The sequence below is a fragment of the Pseudomonas sp. B21-054 genome, assembly GCF_026016345.1.
Lineage (GTDB): Bacteria > Pseudomonadota > Gammaproteobacteria > Pseudomonadales > Pseudomonadaceae > Aquipseudomonas.
Genome location: NZ_CP087204.1, coordinates 662314 through 679128 on the forward strand (window position 1 = coordinate 662314; position 16815 = coordinate 679128).

Here is a 16815-nt window from a genome sequence, read left to right on the forward strand (position 1 = left end):
GACTGACGCACCGCCTTCGCGAGCAAGCCCGCTCCCACAGAGGTACCGCCGATTTCCGACCATAGCCGTCGGAATTGGTTATTTTTTGTGCTATATTCCGCGCCCGCGATTTTTCATCTTTTATACCGGTCATCGACATGCAAGCAGCCAAGCCGTTATTTGACTATCCCAAGTACTGGGCCGAATGTTTCGGCCCGGCGCCGTTCCTGCCGATGAGCAGGGAGGAGATGGATCAGCTCGGCTGGGATTCGTGCGACATCATCATCGTGACCGGTGATGCCTACGTCGATCACCCGTCCTTCGGCATGGCGATCATCGGTCGACTGCTGGAAGCCCAGGGCTTTCGCGTCGGGATCATTGCCCAGCCGAACTGGCAGTCCAAAGACGATTTCATGAAGCTTGGCGAGCCCAATCTGTTCTTCGGCGTCGCGGCCGGCAACATGGACTCGATGATCAACCGCTACACCGCCGACAAGAAAATCCGCTCCGATGACGCCTACACCCCCGGTGGCTTGGCGGGTAAGCGGCCGGACCGTGCGAGCCTGGTCTACAGCCAGCGCTGCAAGGAAGCCTACAAGCATGTGCCCATCGTGCTCGGCGGTATCGAAGCGTCGCTGCGGCGCATCGCCCATTACGACTACTGGCAGGACCGGGTGCGTAACTCGATCCTGATCGACGCCAGCGCCGACATCCTGCTCTACGGCAACGCCGAGCGCGCGATTGTCGAAGTCGCCCAGCGCCTTTCCTACGGTCACAAGATCGAAGACATCACCGATGTGCGCGGCACGGCGTTCATTCGCCGCGACACGCCGCAAGGCTGGTACGAAGTCGACTCCACGCGCATCGACCGTCCGGGTAAGATCGACAAGATCATCAACCCGTACGTGAACACCCAGGACACTCAAGCCTGCGCCATCGAGCAGGAGAAGGGGCCGGTTGAAGACCCGAGCGAAGCCAAGGTCGTACAGATCCTGGCGAGCCCGCGCATGACCCGCGACAAGACCGTGATTCGCCTGCCATCGGTGGAAAAGGTCCGTGGCGACGCGGTGCTCTATGCCCACGCCAACCGCGTATTGCACTTGGAAACCAACCCAGGCAACGCCCGCGCCCTGGTGCAGAAGCACGGCGAAGTCGACGTCTGGTTCAACCCGCCGCCCATTCCGATGACCACCGAGGAAATGGACTACGTGTTCGGCATGCCTTACGCACGTGTTCCGCACCCTGCCTACGGCAAGGAAAAGATCCCGGCCTACGAGATGATCCGTTTCTCGGTGAACATTATGCGTGGCTGCTTTGGCGGCTGCACCTTCTGCTCGATCACCGAGCACGAAGGGCGGATCATCCAGAACCGTTCCGAAGAATCGATCATTCGCGAGATCGAAGAGATCCGTGACAAGGTCCCGGGCTTCACCGGCGTCATTTCCGACCTTGGCGGCCCGACCGCGAACATGTACCGCATCGCCTGCAAGAGCCCGGAAATCGAATCCGCGTGCCGCAAGCCGTCCTGCGTGTTCCCGGGCATCTGCCCGAACCTGAACACCGACCATTCTTCGCTGATCCAGCTGTACCGCAGCGCCCGGGCCTTGCCTGGGGTGAAGAAGATCCTGATCGCTTCCGGCCTGCGTTATGACCTGGCGGTCGAATCGCCGGAGTACGTCAAGGAGCTGGTGACCCACCACGTCGGCGGCTACCTGAAGATCGCCCCGGAGCACACCGAGGAAGGTCCGCTCAACCAGATGATGAAGCCGGGCATCGGCAGCTATGACAAATTCAAGCGGATGTTCGAGAAGTACTCCAAGGAAGCCGGGAAAGAGCAGTACCTGATTCCGTACTTCATCGCCGCTCACCCGGGCACCACCGACGAAGACATGATGAACCTGGCGCTGTGGCTCAAGGGCAACGGTTTCCGCGCCGACCAGGTGCAGGCGTTCTATCCATCGCCGATGGCGACGGCGACTGCCATGTACCACTCGGGCAAGAACCCGCTGCGCAAGGTCACCTACAAGAGCGACGCGGTGACGATCGTCAAGAGCGAGGAACAGCGCCGGCTGCACAAGGCGTTCCTGCGTTATCACGATCCCAAGGGCTGGCCGATGCTGCGCGAAGCGCTGACTCGCATGGGCCGCGCCGACTTGATCGGGCCGGGCAAGAACCAATTGATCCCGTTGCACCAGCCGGCCACTGACAGCTACCAGAGCGCCCGTCGCAAGAACTCGACGCCGGCCGGCAGCCACAAAGTGGCGAAGGAAACCACCAAGATCCTGACCCAGCATACCGGCCTGCCACCGCGCGCCAGTGATGGCGGCAACCCGTGGGACAAGCGCGAACAAGCCAAGGCCGCGGCATTCGCCCGCAACCAGCAGGCCGCCAAGGAACGCAAGGACGCTGCCAAGGGCAAAGGACCGAAGCCTGCGCGCAAGCCTGTCGTGCCGCGCTAATTGTAAAACTGCTACGCAAACCGCCAGCCTCAGTGCTGGCGTTTTGCTTTCTAGCGACGGTGCTGGCCGTTTGTTATCGTGGCGACCGCCCGAACACAGCATCCTTGTGGCGAGGGGATAAAGACTCACTTCCGATTCTCAAGGACGATTCATATGAGCAGCGCTACAACGGGCATCGGCATGGACCTGAGCTTCTCCCAGTTCATGGCCCGCAAACGCATCGAAAGCCAGATCAACCTGCCGCGCCTGTTTGCTGCCATTGACGCCGATCCTGGCATCGCCGGGGCGGGTGTGGTGTATGTCGATTCCGAATACAACGTCGTGACCCTGCGCGAGTTCAAGCCGATTTGCAGCATCGCGCCCAAGCGCATCATTCTGCGCGAGGCGAAAAAATACATCGCGCCACAGCAGTTCATCGATCAGGTCAAAAGCAGTCCACGCGAGTCCAAGCTGGGGCTTGAAGCAACCAATGCCGGCTTGTCCTGTGTCGCCGCGGTGATTGGTTGGGTGGTGGTGTTCAGTGGCAGCGTTGCTGTGCCCTTTACGGCGGGGGCAAGTGCCTTTGTCGTTGCCCTGGGCGCCGCTGCCGCGACGGCCAGTACCGCGCAATGCGTCATTGGCGGAATGCGGGTGGCGAACGAGCTGACCAATCCGACTGGCAATGACGAGATGAACGACGCTGACTGGTACAACATCGTTTCGCCGATTCTTGACGCGGTTTCCCTGGTGGGTGTCGGCGGTTCAGCCCTGACGACTGTCCGTCTGCTCAAGGCCAACAAAGCCGCAGGCACCGGAAAAAGCTGGTATCAGCTGCTCAAAGGGTTGAGCCGGCAGGAGCGAAGCAAGTTGACCAAGGAGCTGTTGACGCTGAAGGACCCGAGCCTGACCGCCAAGTTGCTCAAGCTGCAGCAACGCGCGGGGGCCCTGCCCAAGCGTTATTCGTCGGCTGAAATCCGGCACGCTACGCTGACTCAAATTAAAGATTCTTTAGGGGGCGCCTTGGGCGTCATCGGCAGTTACACAGGGGGCGGCCATGTGAAAACCGTCGCCGTCGGGCTGTACGAGGAGTTCACAGAATGATCGGTGGAGGCTCACTGAAGAGCTTTCTTGCCCGATATTTTCCGGTGTTCATGGGCACCATTCTGCTGGGGTGCTTTTCAGGCTCGACGCTGCTGGTCTTGGCTGGGACTACGTACTGGCGTGCCCTGGAGCCTTCCGTCAGGGGCGACTATGTTGGCCTCGGCACCTTGGCCCTGGTGCTCGTGCTGGTCTTGGGCAACCTCATGATTGCTCGCGGGCGCGCCTGGGCGGTCTGGTGGGTGGCGGGTTACTTCCTGGCATGCCTGGCAGCGGTGTTGCCAATGTTTGCCTACGGCCCGCATCAAGGCGTCTACCTGTTCGCTGTGCTGTTGCCGCTGTTGGGGTTGCTGTTGCTCAACAGTAAGCGCCATCGGGAAATGCGCGGCAAACTGGTAGAAATCCGCCGCCAACGCGAACACATCATCCAAGCGGCCAAGGCCTCACGCACGCGTCGCTGAGTCGATTCGCTACCTCCCCGCCACATTTATGTGCGCGCCTTTGCACACGAATGCGAGCATCGCGCGTTTTTAGTGCTCTACTGCCTTGAGTAGACAAAGAAAGTGTCCGACCTGCCTGCATGGCATAAGTCTTGCGCCGCTTTCACTAACGCCCAGGCTCGCAGGAGGCACGTCGTGTCGATCCATGTCGCATTGCACCACGTTACGCATTACCGCTACGACCGCGCCGTCGAACTCGGCCCGCAGATCGTTCGCCTGCGCCCGGCCGCCCACAGCCGCACGCGGATTCTTTCGTATGCGCTGAAGGTTTCCCCGGACCAGCACTTCATCAACTGGCAACAGGACCCCCAGGGCAATTACCTGGCGCGCTTGGTGTTTCCCGAGAAAACCCGCGAGCTGCGGATCGAAGTCGATCTGTTGGCGGAAATGGCGGTGTTCAATCCGTTCGATTTCTTCCTCGAGCCCTACGCTGAAAAAATCCCGTTCGCCTACGCGGCCGATGAGCGCAAGGAGCTGGCGCCGTACCTTGAAACCCTGCCGCTGACGCCAAGGTTCCAGGCCTACCTGGACGGTATCGACCGCACGCCGTTGCCGGCGGTGGATTTCCTGGTGGCGCTCAACCAACGCTTGAGCGAAGACATCAACTACCTGATCCGCATGGAGCCCGGCGTCCAGACCCCGGAGCACACCCTGGAGCATGCCTCCGGTTCCTGCCGCGACTCAGCCTGGTTGCTGGTGCAGTTGTTGCGCAACCTGGGCCTGGCCGCGCGGTTCGTCTCCGGTTACCTGATCCAGTTGACCGCCGATGTGAAAAGCCTCGATGGCCCGTCCGGTACCGAGGTGGACTTCACCGACTTGCATGCCTGGTGTGAGGTCTACCTGCCCGGTGCCGGTTGGATCGGCCTGGATGCGACCTCCGGGCTGTTCGCCGGCGAAGGGCATATCCCGTTGGCTTGTAGTCCTGATCCGTCCTCGGCGGCGCCCATCAGTGGCTTGGTGGAGCCGTGCGAGTGCGAATTCAGCCACGAAATGTCCGTGGAGCGGATCTGGGAAGCGCCGCGGGTCACCAAGCCCTACACCGAGGAACAATGGCTGGCGATCCAGACGCTGGGTCGCCAGATCGATGCTGACCTGCTGGAGGGCGACGTGCGCCTGACCATGGGCGGCGAACCGACCTTCGTGTCCATCGATGACCCGGACGGCGCCGAGTGGAACACTGCGGCGCTCGGGCCGGACAAGCGTCGGCTCTCCGCCGAGCTGTTCCAGCGCATGCGCAATCATTATGCGCCCAAGGGGTTGGTGCATTTCGGCCAGGGCAAGTGGTACCCAGGCGAACAGCTGCCGCGCTGGTCGCTCAACTGCTATTGGCGGCGAGACGGGGTGCCGATCTGGCACAACAACGCATTGATCGCGGATGAGCAGCAAGACTACGGCGCCGACGGTGCATTGGCCGGGCGGTTTCTGACCAGCGTCGCCGAGCGCTTGAATATTCCTGCGCGGTTCGTCTTCCCAGCCTACGAAGACAATTTCTATTACCTCTGGCGCGAAGGGGCGTTGCCTTCGAACGTCACGGCCCAAGACCCGCGTCTGGAAGACGCCTTGGAGCGGGCACGGCTGCGCAAGGTCTTCAACCAGGGCCTGGACAAAGTGATCGGGCAGGTCCTGCCCCTGGCCCGCACCGCCAAGGGTGATCAATGGCAAAGCGGTCGCTGGTACCTGCGGGACAACCATTGCCGGCTGGTGCCGGGGGATTCGCCCCTGGGTTATCGCTTGCCACTGGCGTCCCAACCTTGGGTGACGGCGGCCGAGTACCCGTTTATCCACCCCACCGACCCGAACCAGGATTTGCCCGAGCTGCCCGACACTGAACAGCTGGCGCGGCACGGCGAGGCGGCGGCCGAGCAGGATCGTGTTCCAGAGATCGACAAGTCCGCCGACTGGCTGACCCGTACTGCGTTCTGTGCCGAGGCCCGCGAAGGCCGGTTGTACCTGTTCATGCCGCCGTTGGAACGGGTCGAGGATTACCTGGAACTGGTCAGCGCCATTGAAGCGACCGCTGAGGAGCTGCAGTGTCCGGTGCTGTTGGAAGGCTATGAGCCGCCGAGCGATCCGCGCTTGAGCAATTTCCGCGTCACTCCCGATCCCGGTGTGATCGAGGTCAACGTGCAACCCTCGGCAACTTGGGATGAACTGGTCGAGCGCACTGAGTTTCTCTACGAAGAAGCGCGGCAAACCCGACTGACCACCGAAAAATTCATGATCGATGGCCGGCACACCGGTACCGGCGGCGGTAACCATTTCGTACTGGGTGGCGCGACACCGGCTGACTCACCGTTTCTGCGGCGTCCGGACCTGCTGCGCAGCCTGATCAGTTATTGGCATAACCACCCGTCGTTGTCTTATCTGTTTTCCGGATTGTTCATCGGTCCGACCTCCCAGGCGCCACGGGTGGATGAGGCGCGCAACGATGCGTTGTACGAGCTGGAAATCGCTTTCGCACAAATGCCGGAGCCGGGTGAGCAATGCCCACCCTGGTTGGTCGATCGACTGTTGCGCAACTTATTGATCGACGTGACCGGCAACACCCACCGCGCGGAATTCTGCATCGACAAGCTCTATTCACCGGACGGTGCCACCGGACGCCTCGGCCTGTTGGAATTGCGCGCTTTCGAGATGCCGCCCCATGCCCGCATGAGCCTGGCCCAGCAATTACTGCTGCGGGCATTGGTGGCGCGGTTCTGGCGTGAGCCCTATGCACCGGCGAAGCTGGCGCGCTGGGGCACTGAGCTGCATGACCGCTTCCTGTTGCCACACTTTATCGAGCAGGATTTTGCCGACGTCATCCATGAGCTGAACGCCGCCGGCTACCCGGTGCAGGCCGAGTGGTTCGCCGCGCACCTGGAGTTCCGCTTCCCCAAGGTGGGCGACTACGCGGTCAACGGCATCGAGCTGCAGCTGCGCCAGGCCCTCGAACCCTGGCATGTGTTGGGGGAAGAGGGTGCGGTGGGCGGCACCGTGCGTTACGTGGACTCCTCCCTGGAGCGCTTGCAGGTCAAGCTCAGCGGCCTGGCGCCGCAACGTTATCTGCTGACGTGCAATGGCGTGCCCGTGCCTTTGCAACCCACCGGTCGGGTCGGCGAGTTCGTCGCCGGGGTGCGTTTCCGCGCCTGGCAACCGGCCAACTGCCTGCAACCGACCATCCCGGTGCATGCGCCGCTGGTCTTCGACTTGCTCGACACCTGGATGCAGCGTTCAGTGGGTGGCTGTCAGTATCACGTGGCTCATCCGGGCGGGCGCAACTACGACAGCTTGCCGGTGAATGCCAACGAGGCCGAGAGCCGGCGGATGGCGCGTTTCTTCCGTATCGGACACACGCCTGGGAAACTTCCGATACCCAGCCTGGCAATGGATGACGAGTTTCCCCTCACGCTCGATCTGCGCCGTTTCTAAGTCTTACGCGACGCCCGGATATTTCACCTATCCGGGCGTCCCGCGCTGCGCTAGTCTCACCTTTTATTGCCGTCTGCCGAGCTTTCCATGCCTGACCTGCTTGACCGTTACCCGCTGACGACGGGCACCTATCACGAACTGCTGGATGACAGCGGCGCGGTGCGTCCGCACTGGCGGCGGTTGTTCGATCAGTTGCAGCGCAGTACGTCGGCCCATCTGATCCAGCGCCAGGCGCTGCTGGCCCGGCAGATCCAGGAAAACGGCGTCACCTATAACGTCTACGCGGATCCGAAGGGCGCGGATCGGCCGTGGGAGCTGGACCTGCTGCCCCATGTGATCGATGCGCAGGAATGGAAGCAACTGTCGGCCGGGATCGCTCAGCGCGCACGGCTGCTCAATGCAGTGCTGGCTGACCTCTATGGCCCGCAGCGGCTGATCAGCGAAGGGCTGTTGCCGGCGGAGCTGGTGTTCGGGCACAACAATTTCCTCTGGCCGTGCCAGGGCATCGCGCCGCCGGACGGCATCTTCCTGCACTTGTATGCCGTGGACCTGGCCCGTACACCCGATGGTCGCTGGTGGGTCACGGCGGATCGGACCCAGGCGCCTTCGGGGGCCGGTTATGCGCTGGAAAACCGCATGATCGTGTCCCGCGCCTTTCCCGACCTGTATCGCGACCTGAAGGTGCAGCACCTGTCCGGTTTCTTCCGCACCTTGCAGGAAACCCTCGCGCGGCAGGCTCCCAGCGAGAGTGAGCCGCCGCTGGTGGTGCTGCTGACGCCGGGGCGCTTCAATGAAAGCTATTTCGAACATCTTTACCTGGCGCGCCAGCTGGGTTATCCGCTGGTGGAAGGGGGCGACCTGACCGTTCGGGACGCCACGGTTTACCTCAAGACCCTCAGCGGACTGCGCCGGGTCCACGCCATCATGCGTCGGCTCGACGACGATTTTTGCGACCCTCTGGAACTGCGCACCGACTCGGCCCTGGGCGTGCCGGGATTGCTGGAGGCGGTGCGCCAGGGGCGGGTGCTGGTGGCCAACGCCTTGGGCAGCGGTGTGCTGGAATCCCCGGGGCTGCTGGGGTTCCTGCCGAAGATTAACCAGTATCTGTTCGGCGAGGACCTGATCCTGCCGTCCATCGCCACGTGGTGGTGCGGCGAGCCGCCGGTGCTGGCCCAGGCCCTGGAAAAACTGCCTCACTTGTTGATCAAGCCGGCGTTTCCTTCCCAAAGCTTCAGCCCGGTATTCGGTCGCGACCTGAACGAGGAGCAGCGCGGCCAATTGGCGGCGCGCATGCAGGCACGGCCCTACGCCTATGTCGCCCAGGAGTTGGCGCAACTGTCCCAGGCTCCTGTCTGGCAGGCCGCAGACGGTCAACTTCAACCCCGGGCCATTGGCATGCGCGTGTATGCCGTGTCCGGGGAAGACGATTATCGGGTGCTGCCGGGTGGCCTGACCCGCGTGGCCGCCGAGGCCGACGCCGAAGTGGTGTCGATGCAACGCGGTGGCGCCAGCAAGGACACTTGGGTGCTGGGGGAGCAGGCGCCCGGCGGTGAACAATGGAAGGCCCAGCGAACCGTAGGCGTCCATGACCTGGTGCGACGTGATCCGTACTTGCCTTCGCGGGTGGTGGAAAACCTGTTCTGGTTTGGCCGCTACTGCGAACGCTGCGACGACAGCGCCCGGCTGTTGCGGATCATGCTGGCGCGTTATGTCGACGGCGACGACCCGCAGGCCTTGAAATCAGCGGTGTCCCTGGGCGAAAGCCTGATGCTGCTGCCCGAAGAGGGCGAACTGCCGGAGCGTCTGCAGGCGGCGTTGCTGGGGGATGACTGGTCGTTCAGCCTGCGCTCCAACCTGCAGCGCTTGCAGTGGGCGGCCTCGCAGGTTCGCGGAAAGCTCTCCCGGGAAAACTGGCAGGCGCTGGTGGAACTGCAGCGCGAAGCCATGGAGCTGGAAACCGAGGAGCCGGATTTCGGTGAGTTGCTGGACTTCCTCAACCGATTGGTGATGTCCCTGGCGGCGCTGTCGGGATTCGCCCTGGACGACATGACCCGCGACGAAGGCTGGCGGTTCTTGATGATCGGCCGCCGCCTGGAGCGTTTGCAATTTCTCAGCAGCAGCCTGGCCGCGTTCCTGCGGGGCGAGGCTGTGTTCGACCAGGCTGGGTTGGAGTGGCTGTTGGAACTGGGCAACAGCAGCATCACCTACCGTTCGCGTTACCTGGCGGTGGCCCAATTGATCCCCGTGCTTGACCTGTTGCTGCTGGACGAACAAAACCCCCATGCCGTGCTCTTCCAGTTGAAGCTGGTCACCCGCACCCTCAAGCGTCTGAACGACGATTTTGGCGTGCCCAGGGAAACCGCCTTGCCAGAGCTGGTGGCGCGCCTTTCACGTTTTGACCTGCGCTGCCTGGAAAACCCACTGTTCGGCGAAGCCAGCCTGCGCGCCGCGCTCGACGGCTTGGCCGATCTGTTGCAGGAAGTCGCCGATGCCAGCGGCCAGGTTTCCGATCGCCTGGCCTTGCGTCATTTTGCCCACGTCGATGACGTCAGCCAGCGCACGGTGTCCGTCTGATGAACGCTCGTTACCAGATCCTCCACGACACCCATTATCACTACGACAGCCCGGTGTCCCTGGCCCAGCAGCTTGCCCACCTGTGGCCGCGGCCCTGTGACTGGCAGCGCTGCACTGAGCAGCTGCTATTGATCAACCCGGAGCCGACGATCCGTCGCGATGAGCTGGATGTGTTTGGCAACCCGCTGACCCGCCTGGCCTTCGAACGCCCCCATGACGAGTTGTTGGTCAACGCCCGCCTGAGCGTCGAGGTGTTGGCTCGTCCCGAGTTGGACTTCAACCTGTCCCCTGCCTGGGAGTCGACGTGTAACGCGCTGACCTACAGCGGCCGGCCGCTGGCTGCGCCGCTGCTGGATGCGTGTCGCTACCGCTTCGAGTCGCCTTATGTGCACCTCAAGCGCAGCTTCGTCGAGTTTTCCGAAAGCTGCTTCCCGCCGGGGCGTCCGTTGATGCTCGGCGTTCGGGCGCTGATGGAGAAGATTTTCGAGGAGTTCACCTTCGATGCCGAAGCCACCCACGTGGCGACGCCATTGGTGGAGGTGCTGGAACGGCGACGGGGCGTGTGCCAGGATTTTGCCCACCTGATGTTGGCCTGCGTGCGTTCCCGTGGACTGGCGGCGCGTTACGTCAGTGGCTACTTGCTAACGCAGCCGCCGCCCGGCCAGCCACGGCTGATCGGTGCCGATGCGTCCCACGCCTGGGTGTCGGTGTATTGCCCGGTGCTGGGGTGGGTGGACTTCGACCCGACCAACAACGTGCAACCGGCCCTGGAACACATCACCCTGGCCTGGGGGCGGGATTTTTCCGATGTGTCGCCGTTGCGCGGGGTGATCCTCGGGGGCGGTAGTCATGATCCCGAGGTGCGGGTGACGGTGATGCCGCTTGAATCGTAAGGAGATCCCTTTGTGGGAGCGGGCTTGCTCGCGAAGACGTCGGCACAGTCAACATTGATGTCGATTGGCACACCGCCTTCGCGAGCAAGCCCGCTCCCACAGGGTATGTATTGAATTGACGAGGAAGGTTTCATGTTCCCGGTTTCCATCAAAGGTGTGCTGCAATCCCCCGAAGGCCTGGTCGTGCTGATGCTCAACGAACGGGATGAATGGGAGTTGCCCGGTGGGCGGATCGAATTGGGCGAAACGGCGCCGCAATGCCTGGCGCGGGAGATCGACGAAGAACTGGCGGTTGAGGTGAGCGTGGGAGAGCCGCTGGATTCGTACTTGTTCGAGGTGATTCCCGGCAAGCACGTCTTCATCTCCACTTACCGCTGCCAGTTGCTGGGCGGTTTCGTGCCGACGATCAGTCATGAACACAAGGAGATCGGGCTGTTCGAGCCGGGGCGGTTACCGGCGAACCTGCCAACAGGTTATCGCGAGTCGATTATCAAGGCGCTGGGGTTGTGAGGGCCGGCAGCTAGGCTGCCGGCCCTGGACACAAACCGTGGGGCCGGATTACATCATCGGGCCCGGAGGGGTTCAGGCGTCGGGTGCCTGATCTTTCGGTGCAGCAACATCCTCTTCTGCCGCGACTTCGCCTTCGGTATCCGGGGTCAGTGCTGCGGCTTCCTCTTCAGCTGTCGCTTTCTTGCGCTGAAGCTTTTCCTCTTTCTTCTGCTCCTTGGCCAAGTCTCTCTGACGTTTGGCGAAGGAATAATTGGGTTTAGCCATGGGCGATCCTCTGGGGTCGAAGGTGAGGTTGAGCGGCGCGTATTCTGCCCTGTATCGGGGGCGAGCGGTTAGCTGGGTTTTTGTTCGGCCCACTTTGGCTGCACCGACGGTTGCCATTCGTCCAGCGCATCGAGCAGGTTGTGTGGTGATTCGCTCACTTGCAGCATGTCACGATGCGGTGCGCGGACGAAGCCTTCGCCGACGATATGATCGAGAAAACCGGTGAGTTTGCTGTAGAACCCGTTCACTTCCAGCAGCCCCAGCGGTTTACCGTGGTAGCCGAGCTGGCCCCAGGTCCAGACTTCGAACAATTCCTCCAACGTGCCGAGGCCGCCGGGCAGGGCGATGAAGGCATCGCTCAGTTCGGCCATGCGCGCTTTGCGGGCGTGCATGCCATCCACCACTTCCAGGCGGGTCAGGCCGCTGTGGCCGATTTCCTTGTCTTTCAGGCTTTGCGGGATGATGCCAATGACTTCGCCGCCGGCCGCCAGGGCTGCATCGGCGACGATACCCATCAGGCCCACGGCGCCACCGCCGTAGACCAGGGTCAGCTTTCGTTCCGCCAACGTGCGTCCCAGGGCCTGCGCCGCTTCACGGTAGGCTGGGTTCGTGCCGGTGCTGGCGCCGCAAAATACACAAACAGACGCGATGGGCATGCTTTACTCCGTGGTCAGTAACGGGTCCAGAGTAAAGCCTGGCCTGGGTTGCGCAAAGCACTTAAACCTCATGCCGGGGTTTTTCGTAGGTGCCGCTGGCGCCGCAGGCATAGGCGGCGAGCAAGCTGCATAACAGGCTGTTGATGTTCATGAGGGGCGCTCCAGAGAGGTGATGGGAGCGATCATAGAGCGGTGTCATACGTCTGGCTGGTTGATTGTGTCCATCAGGCTGATAGCCTTAAGTTGTATACAATCTTTGATTCAGGTCATAGGAACTTGTCTCAAAATCAGGCAGTCTTTCCCTTTGAAGGAATTTTGTTAACCATGCCTTGGAGATTCACGATGTTTGCCAAACTTGTTGCAGTATCCCTGTTAACGCTGGCCAGCAGCCAACTGATGGCAGCGGAGTGCAAGACCACCATCGACTCGACCGACCAGATGTCCTTTAACACCAAGGCCATCGAAATCGACAAGAGCTGCAAGACCTTCACCGTTGAGCTGACGCACTCGGGCAGCTTGCCGAAAAACGTCATGGGCCATAACTGGGTGCTGAGCAAAGAGGTCGACATGCAGCCGATCGCCACCGATGGCCTGGCCGCTGGTATCGACAAGAACTACCTGAAAGATGGGGATGCCCGCATCATTGCCCATACCAAGCTGATCGGGGCCAAGGAGACTGACTCGGTGACCTTCGATGTATCGAAACTCGACGCTGCCGAAAAATACGGTTTCTTCTGCTCGTTTCCAGGCCACATCTCGATGATGAAAGGCACTGTGACCCTGAAGTAAGCTCGGTTCGCAAAGATCAAGAAAACGGCGCTTTTCCGGGATGGGGACGCGCCGTTTTTTTTTGGCGGGGCTTCATTGGTGGGGGGTTATAGTTTGGGTGTATATCCGTTGCTGCGGTAATGGCTTCTTATGGTTCCGCCCTTACGGCGGCTCACTTTTGAGAAGCGCAAAAGTAAGCAAAACGCTTTTGCCCACCACTCGGTGCCTCGCCTAGGCTCGGCATGCCCTCACTCCGGCATTGCTCCGTGGGCCGCCGCGAAGGGCCATCCATGGCCCAGCGCGGCTATCCCGGCATCCATGCCGGGATGCCCACTGCGCAATGCCTGCGTTCGGCCATCGTGGTTAACGGGGCGCCCGAGATCAAAAGCCGGGCGAGGCGGCCTGACAGCCGGCCTGGTTCTCCCAGAGGCGCCCAGTCCCAATGTGGGAGCGAGCTTGCTCGCGATGGCGTCGGATCAGCCAATATTGAAGCTGGCTGACACACCGTTATCGCGAGCAAGCTCGCTCCCACAGAGATTGCCGGTCACGGGGCGTATGGCAATGCCCGCTTGTGCTCGGTCTTGCGGTAGGTCTCGCAGATGATCCGGGCCGCTTCTTCGCGGATTGTCTTGCCATGCAGGAACGCATCGATTTCGCCGTAGGTCACGCCGTGGGCGGCTTCGTCGGGTTTGCCGGGGGAGAGGTCTTCGAGGTCCGCGGTGGGGACTTTTTCCACCAGTGATTCCGGCGCGCCGAAGTCCCGGGCGATGGCCCGGACCTGGTTTTTCACCAGGCCGCTCAGCGGGGCCAGGTCGCAGGCGCCGTCACCGAATTTGGTGAAGAACCCCATCACGGCTTCGGCCGCGTGATCGGTGCCGATCACCAGGCCCTGCTCGGCGCCGGCGATGGTGTACTGCGCCACCATGCGCATCCGCGCCTTGGTATTGCCCACCACGAAATCCCGCATGCTCGGCGCCTTGCCTTCGAACGCCAGGACCTCGTTGGCCAAGGCCTTGACCGCCGGGCCGATGTTGACGGTATGGCGCTCGTCCGGTGCGATGAAGTCCACACTGGCTTGTGCGTCATGTTCGTCGAACTGGGTTTCATACGGCAGGCGCACGGCGATGAACTTGTAGGCCGCGTTACCGGTTTTCTCCCGCAGTTCGCGCACGGCTCGCTGGGCCAGCAGGCCGGCGGTCAACGAGTCGACTCCGCCACTGATGCCCAGTACGAGGGACTTGAGCCCGGAGTTGACCAGGCAATCCTGAATGAAGCTCACCCGACGGGCGATTTCGGCCTTGAGGGCGGCGTCATCGGCGAACGGTGGCTGGACCTTGAGCTGTTCAGCAATCTCACGCTGTACGGCTTGCATGAATTCACTCCTTGCTTGATGTGTCAGAAAGGGCGGCAGGTACTTGAAAAACGTGTCGCATGTAGGCGACGAAATTCGGATCCTTGCAGTGGGTCTTGCCGGGCTCGTCTGAAATCTTGGCCACGGGTTGCCCGTCACAGCTGATCATTTTAAGCACGATGCTCATGGGCTCTACACCCGGGATGTCACAGGTCAGGTTGGTGCCAATACCGAAGCTGACATTAATGCGACCACGCAAGGCCCGAAAAATATCCAGGCATTTGGGCAAGGTCAGGCTATCTGAGAACACCAGGGTCTTGCTCATCGGGTCGATACCGAGCTGGTGATAATGGGCGATGGCCTTTTCGGCCCAGATGACCGGGTCGCCGGAGTCATGGCGCAAACCGTCGAACAGCTTGGCGAAGAACAGATCGAAGTCCTTCAGGAAGGCGTCCATGGTGATGCAATCGGTCAGCGCGATCCCCAACAGGCCGCGGTATTCGCGCACCCAGCAATCGAGGGCCGCGATCTGGCTGTCGATCAGCCGCGGGCCCAGTTGCTGGTGCGCCATGATCCATTCATGGGCCATGGTGCCCAGGGGCTTCATGTCCAGCTCCCGGGACAGGTGCACATTGCTGGTGCCGACAAACCGCCCGGGGAAATCGTGCTTGAGCACGTTCACCACTTCTTCCTGGACGCGGTAAGAAAACCGACGGCGGGTGCCGAAGTCCGCTACCTGCAGTTCGGACAATTCGTCGGCGCTGGCGTTGGCGCTCAGCCAGTCGAACTTGCGATACAACTGCTCCCGTGCCTGCTCCAGGACGATTTCACGGTAGCGATAGCGATTGCGCACTTCGCTGACAATGGCCAGCAGCGGCACTTCGAACAGAATCACGTGCAACCACGGCCCACGCAGGCGGATGAACAGCTCGCCGTTGTCGATGCCAGTGTGCACGTAGCGCAGGTTGAAGCGAAACAGGCCCAGGAAGCGCAGGAAGTCGGGCTTCAGAAAGCTGATGCGCTCCAGGAAACCCAACTGGTCGGCGCTCAGGCTCAGCTCGGCCAGGCGTTCGATCTGGAAACGGATCTCCGCCAGATACGGTCGCAGGTCCTCGCTGTTGCGGCAGCGAAACTCCCATTCGACTTCGACGTTGGGGTAATTGTGCAGCACCGCCTGCATCATCGTCAGTTTGTAGAAGTCGGTGTCGAGCAGGTTCTGCACGATACGATCGGCAAACACACTCTCGCTCATAACGGGAATCTCCAGGCAGGCCGCTGCGGTGGCAGCGGGGTGCAGCGGTTTGGGATGAGGGGGTTAGTGGCGCATAACCTGGGTGGGTATTGCCAGTGATTTTTAGTATCCCTCGTCACAGGGTTTAGTGCTGGCTGCTGCTATTGCGGCCTATCGGGGCTTTCGATCTGCCCAAGCATCCACTCCACGAAAAACCGTACCTTGGGCACTTCCGCCGAATGTTCGGGGTAGGCCAGGTAGTAAGCATCGGTGCTCGGCATCGCATGCTGCCAGGGGATGACCAGTTTGCCATCGGCCAGCTCTTCTTCCACCAGAAACCGTGGCAACAGGGCGACGCCGCAGCCGACCTGGGCGGCACGGATGCACATGTAGAAGGTTTCGAAGCGCGGCCCGTGGTAGCTGTGTTCGGTGTGGTAGCCCTGGTGGGCGAACCAGTCGTGCCAGGCTTGCGGGCGCGACGCGTTTTGCAGCAACACCAGGTCGGCCAGTTGCGTCGGCTCGGTGAAGGGCTGCTCCGGCAGGCTGCCCGGGGCGCAAACCGGCACCAGCTCTTCGCCGAACAACTTCAGGGACTCGCTGCCGGCCCGCGAGCCCTGGCCGAAGTAGAACGCCAGGTCGCTGCGCCCTTGCAGCAAATCGTCGGCCTCCTGTTCACTGCACAGGTCCAGATGAATCGTCGGATGCCGCAGGCGCCAGCCCTTCAGCCGTGGGACCAGCCAGCGCGCACCGAAGGTCGGGGGCGTGGAGACTCGCAGGACTTCGGTGTCGCCACCGTAGGAACGTAGGTAGTGAGTGGACATTTCCACCTGCGTGAGGATTTTTCGGACCTCTCCCAAGTACAAATCCCCCGCCGGTGTCAGCTGCAAGCGTCGGCGCACGCGCCGGAACAGCAGGTGCTGCAGCAACTCCTCCAATTGCGCGACCTGCTTGCTGACGGCGCTCTGGGTCAGGTTCAGCTCTTCGGCGGCGCGGGTGAAGCTCAGGTGACGGGTCACCGCTTCGAAGCACTGTAGCGCCGTGATCGACGGCAAATAGCGTTTATTGAGCATGATGAGGCCTTAATTCTTGTCGCTCTGCTTAACCGGTCATGGGCAGCATGAATAAACGGAATGATATCTCGC

13 protein-coding genes are annotated in these 16815 nt (G+C 61.7%); 8 read left to right on the forward strand and 5 right to left on the reverse strand.

Going from position 1 to position 16815, the window contains the following annotated elements:
* The first annotated feature begins 137 nt into the window (after nt 1-137).
* From LOY70_RS02885 to LOY70_RS02915, 7 genes are all read left to right on the forward strand, one after another.
* Nucleotides 138-2438: a YgiQ family radical SAM protein gene (locus tag LOY70_RS02885; RefSeq protein WP_123345097.1), complete on the forward strand. Its 2301-nt coding sequence runs from the start codon at nt 138-140 to the stop codon at nt 2436-2438.
* A 153-nt stretch (nt 2439-2591) separates the two neighbouring features.
* Nucleotides 2592-3518, forward strand: coding sequence for an NAD synthetase (locus LOY70_RS02890; protein WP_265033158.1), 927 nt, complete (start codon nt 2592-2594; stop codon nt 3516-3518).
* Entirely contained in the window at nt 3515-3976 is a 462-nt protein-coding gene (locus LOY70_RS02895; RefSeq protein WP_265033160.1) for a hypothetical protein, read from the forward strand. The genes LOY70_RS02890 and LOY70_RS02895 overlap by 4 nt, the downstream gene beginning before the upstream one ends.
* Before the next feature lie 174 nt (nt 3977-4150).
* A complete protein-coding gene (locus tag LOY70_RS02900; RefSeq protein WP_265033161.1) occupies nt 4151-7426 on the forward strand; it encodes a DUF2126 domain-containing protein in 3276 nt (1091 codons plus the stop codon).
* Nucleotides 7427-7513: 87 nt separating this feature from the next.
* Nucleotides 7514-10000 (forward strand): circularly permuted type 2 ATP-grasp protein, encoded by a 2487-nt coding sequence (locus tag LOY70_RS02905; protein ID WP_265033163.1) that lies wholly within the window; start codon nt 7514-7516, stop codon nt 9998-10000.
* Nucleotides 10000-10893: a transglutaminase family protein gene (locus tag LOY70_RS02910; RefSeq protein ID WP_265033165.1), complete on the forward strand. Its 894-nt coding sequence runs from the start codon at nt 10000-10002 to the stop codon at nt 10891-10893. The genes LOY70_RS02905 and LOY70_RS02910 overlap by 1 nt, the downstream gene beginning before the upstream one ends.
* A gap of 132 nt (nt 10894-11025) precedes the next feature.
* Nucleotides 11026-11403, forward strand: a complete 378-nt coding sequence (locus LOY70_RS02915; protein WP_265033167.1) for an NUDIX hydrolase — start codon at nt 11026-11028, stop codon at nt 11401-11403.
* Between the two features lie 72 nt (nt 11404-11475).
* Here the strand turns inward: LOY70_RS02915 and LOY70_RS02920 are convergent, their stop codons facing one another.
* Both LOY70_RS02920 and LOY70_RS02925 read right to left on the reverse strand, forming a co-directional pair.
* The gene (locus tag LOY70_RS02920; protein ID WP_123345090.1) at nt 11476-11667 is read right to left on the reverse strand and encodes a hypothetical protein; all 192 of its coding nucleotides are present in this window, start codon (nt 11665-11667) and stop codon (nt 11476-11478) included.
* A gap of 68 nt (nt 11668-11735) precedes the next feature.
* On the reverse strand, nt 11736-12323 hold the full coding sequence (locus LOY70_RS02925) for a TIGR00730 family Rossman fold protein (RefSeq protein WP_265033169.1): 588 nt from the start codon (nt 12321-12323) through the stop codon (nt 11736-11738).
* A gap of 342 nt (nt 12324-12665) precedes the next feature.
* On the opposite strand from LOY70_RS02925, the gene azu reads away from it, so the two are divergent.
* Nucleotides 12666-13112, forward strand: coding sequence for an azurin (gene azu / locus LOY70_RS02930; protein ID WP_265033171.1), 447 nt, complete (start codon nt 12666-12668; stop codon nt 13110-13112).
* Between the two features lie 523 nt (nt 13113-13635).
* Here azu and nadE read toward each other — a convergent pair.
* From nadE to LOY70_RS02945, 3 genes are all read right to left on the reverse strand, one after another.
* On the reverse strand, nt 13636-14463 hold the full coding sequence (nadE, locus tag LOY70_RS02935; RefSeq protein ID WP_265033173.1) for an ammonia-dependent NAD(+) synthetase: 828 nt from the start codon (nt 14461-14463) through the stop codon (nt 13636-13638).
* 4 nt (nt 14464-14467) lie between these two features.
* A complete protein-coding gene (pncB, locus tag LOY70_RS02940) occupies nt 14468-15694 on the reverse strand; it encodes a nicotinate phosphoribosyltransferase (protein WP_123345087.1) in 1227 nt (408 codons plus the stop codon).
* Between the two features lie 140 nt (nt 15695-15834).
* Nucleotides 15835-16743: a LysR family transcriptional regulator gene (locus tag LOY70_RS02945; RefSeq protein ID WP_265033175.1), complete on the reverse strand. Its 909-nt coding sequence runs from the start codon at nt 16741-16743 to the stop codon at nt 15835-15837.
* Nucleotides 16744-16815 lie beyond the last annotated feature (72 nt).

Excerpts from the sequence above, each read along its gene's own strand:
- LOY70_RS02885 (WP_123345097.1), top strand. The coding sequence starts at position 138 with ATGCAAGCAGCCAAGCCGTTATTTGACTATCCCAAGTACTGGGCCGAA.
- pncB (WP_123345087.1), bottom strand. The coding sequence starts at position 15,694 with ATGAGCGAGAGTGTGTTTGCCGATCGTATCGTGCAGAACCTGCTCGAC.
- nadE (WP_265033173.1), bottom strand. The coding sequence starts at position 14,463 with ATGCAAGCCGTACAGCGTGAGATTGCTGAACAGCTCAAGGTCCAGCCA.
- LOY70_RS02895 (WP_265033160.1), top strand. The coding sequence starts at position 3,515 with ATGATCGGTGGAGGCTCACTGAAGAGCTTTCTTGCCCGATATTTTCCG.
- azu (WP_265033171.1), top strand. The coding sequence starts at position 12,666 with ATGTTTGCCAAACTTGTTGCAGTATCCCTGTTAACGCTGGCCAGCAGC.
- LOY70_RS02915 (WP_265033167.1), top strand. The coding sequence starts at position 11,026 with ATGTTCCCGGTTTCCATCAAAGGTGTGCTGCAATCCCCCGAAGGCCTG.
- LOY70_RS02920 (WP_123345090.1), bottom strand. The coding sequence starts at position 11,667 with ATGGCTAAACCCAATTATTCCTTCGCCAAACGTCAGAGAGACTTGGCC.
- LOY70_RS02910 (WP_265033165.1), top strand. The coding sequence starts at position 10,000 with ATGAACGCTCGTTACCAGATCCTCCACGACACCCATTATCACTACGAC.
- LOY70_RS02905 (WP_265033163.1), top strand. The coding sequence starts at position 7,514 with ATGCCTGACCTGCTTGACCGTTACCCGCTGACGACGGGCACCTATCAC.
- LOY70_RS02890 (WP_265033158.1), top strand. The coding sequence starts at position 2,592 with ATGAGCAGCGCTACAACGGGCATCGGCATGGACCTGAGCTTCTCCCAG.
- LOY70_RS02925 (WP_265033169.1), bottom strand. The coding sequence starts at position 12,323 with ATGCCCATCGCGTCTGTTTGTGTATTTTGCGGCGCCAGCACCGGCACG.
- LOY70_RS02945 (WP_265033175.1), bottom strand. The coding sequence starts at position 16,743 with ATGCTCAATAAACGCTATTTGCCGTCGATCACGGCGCTACAGTGCTTC.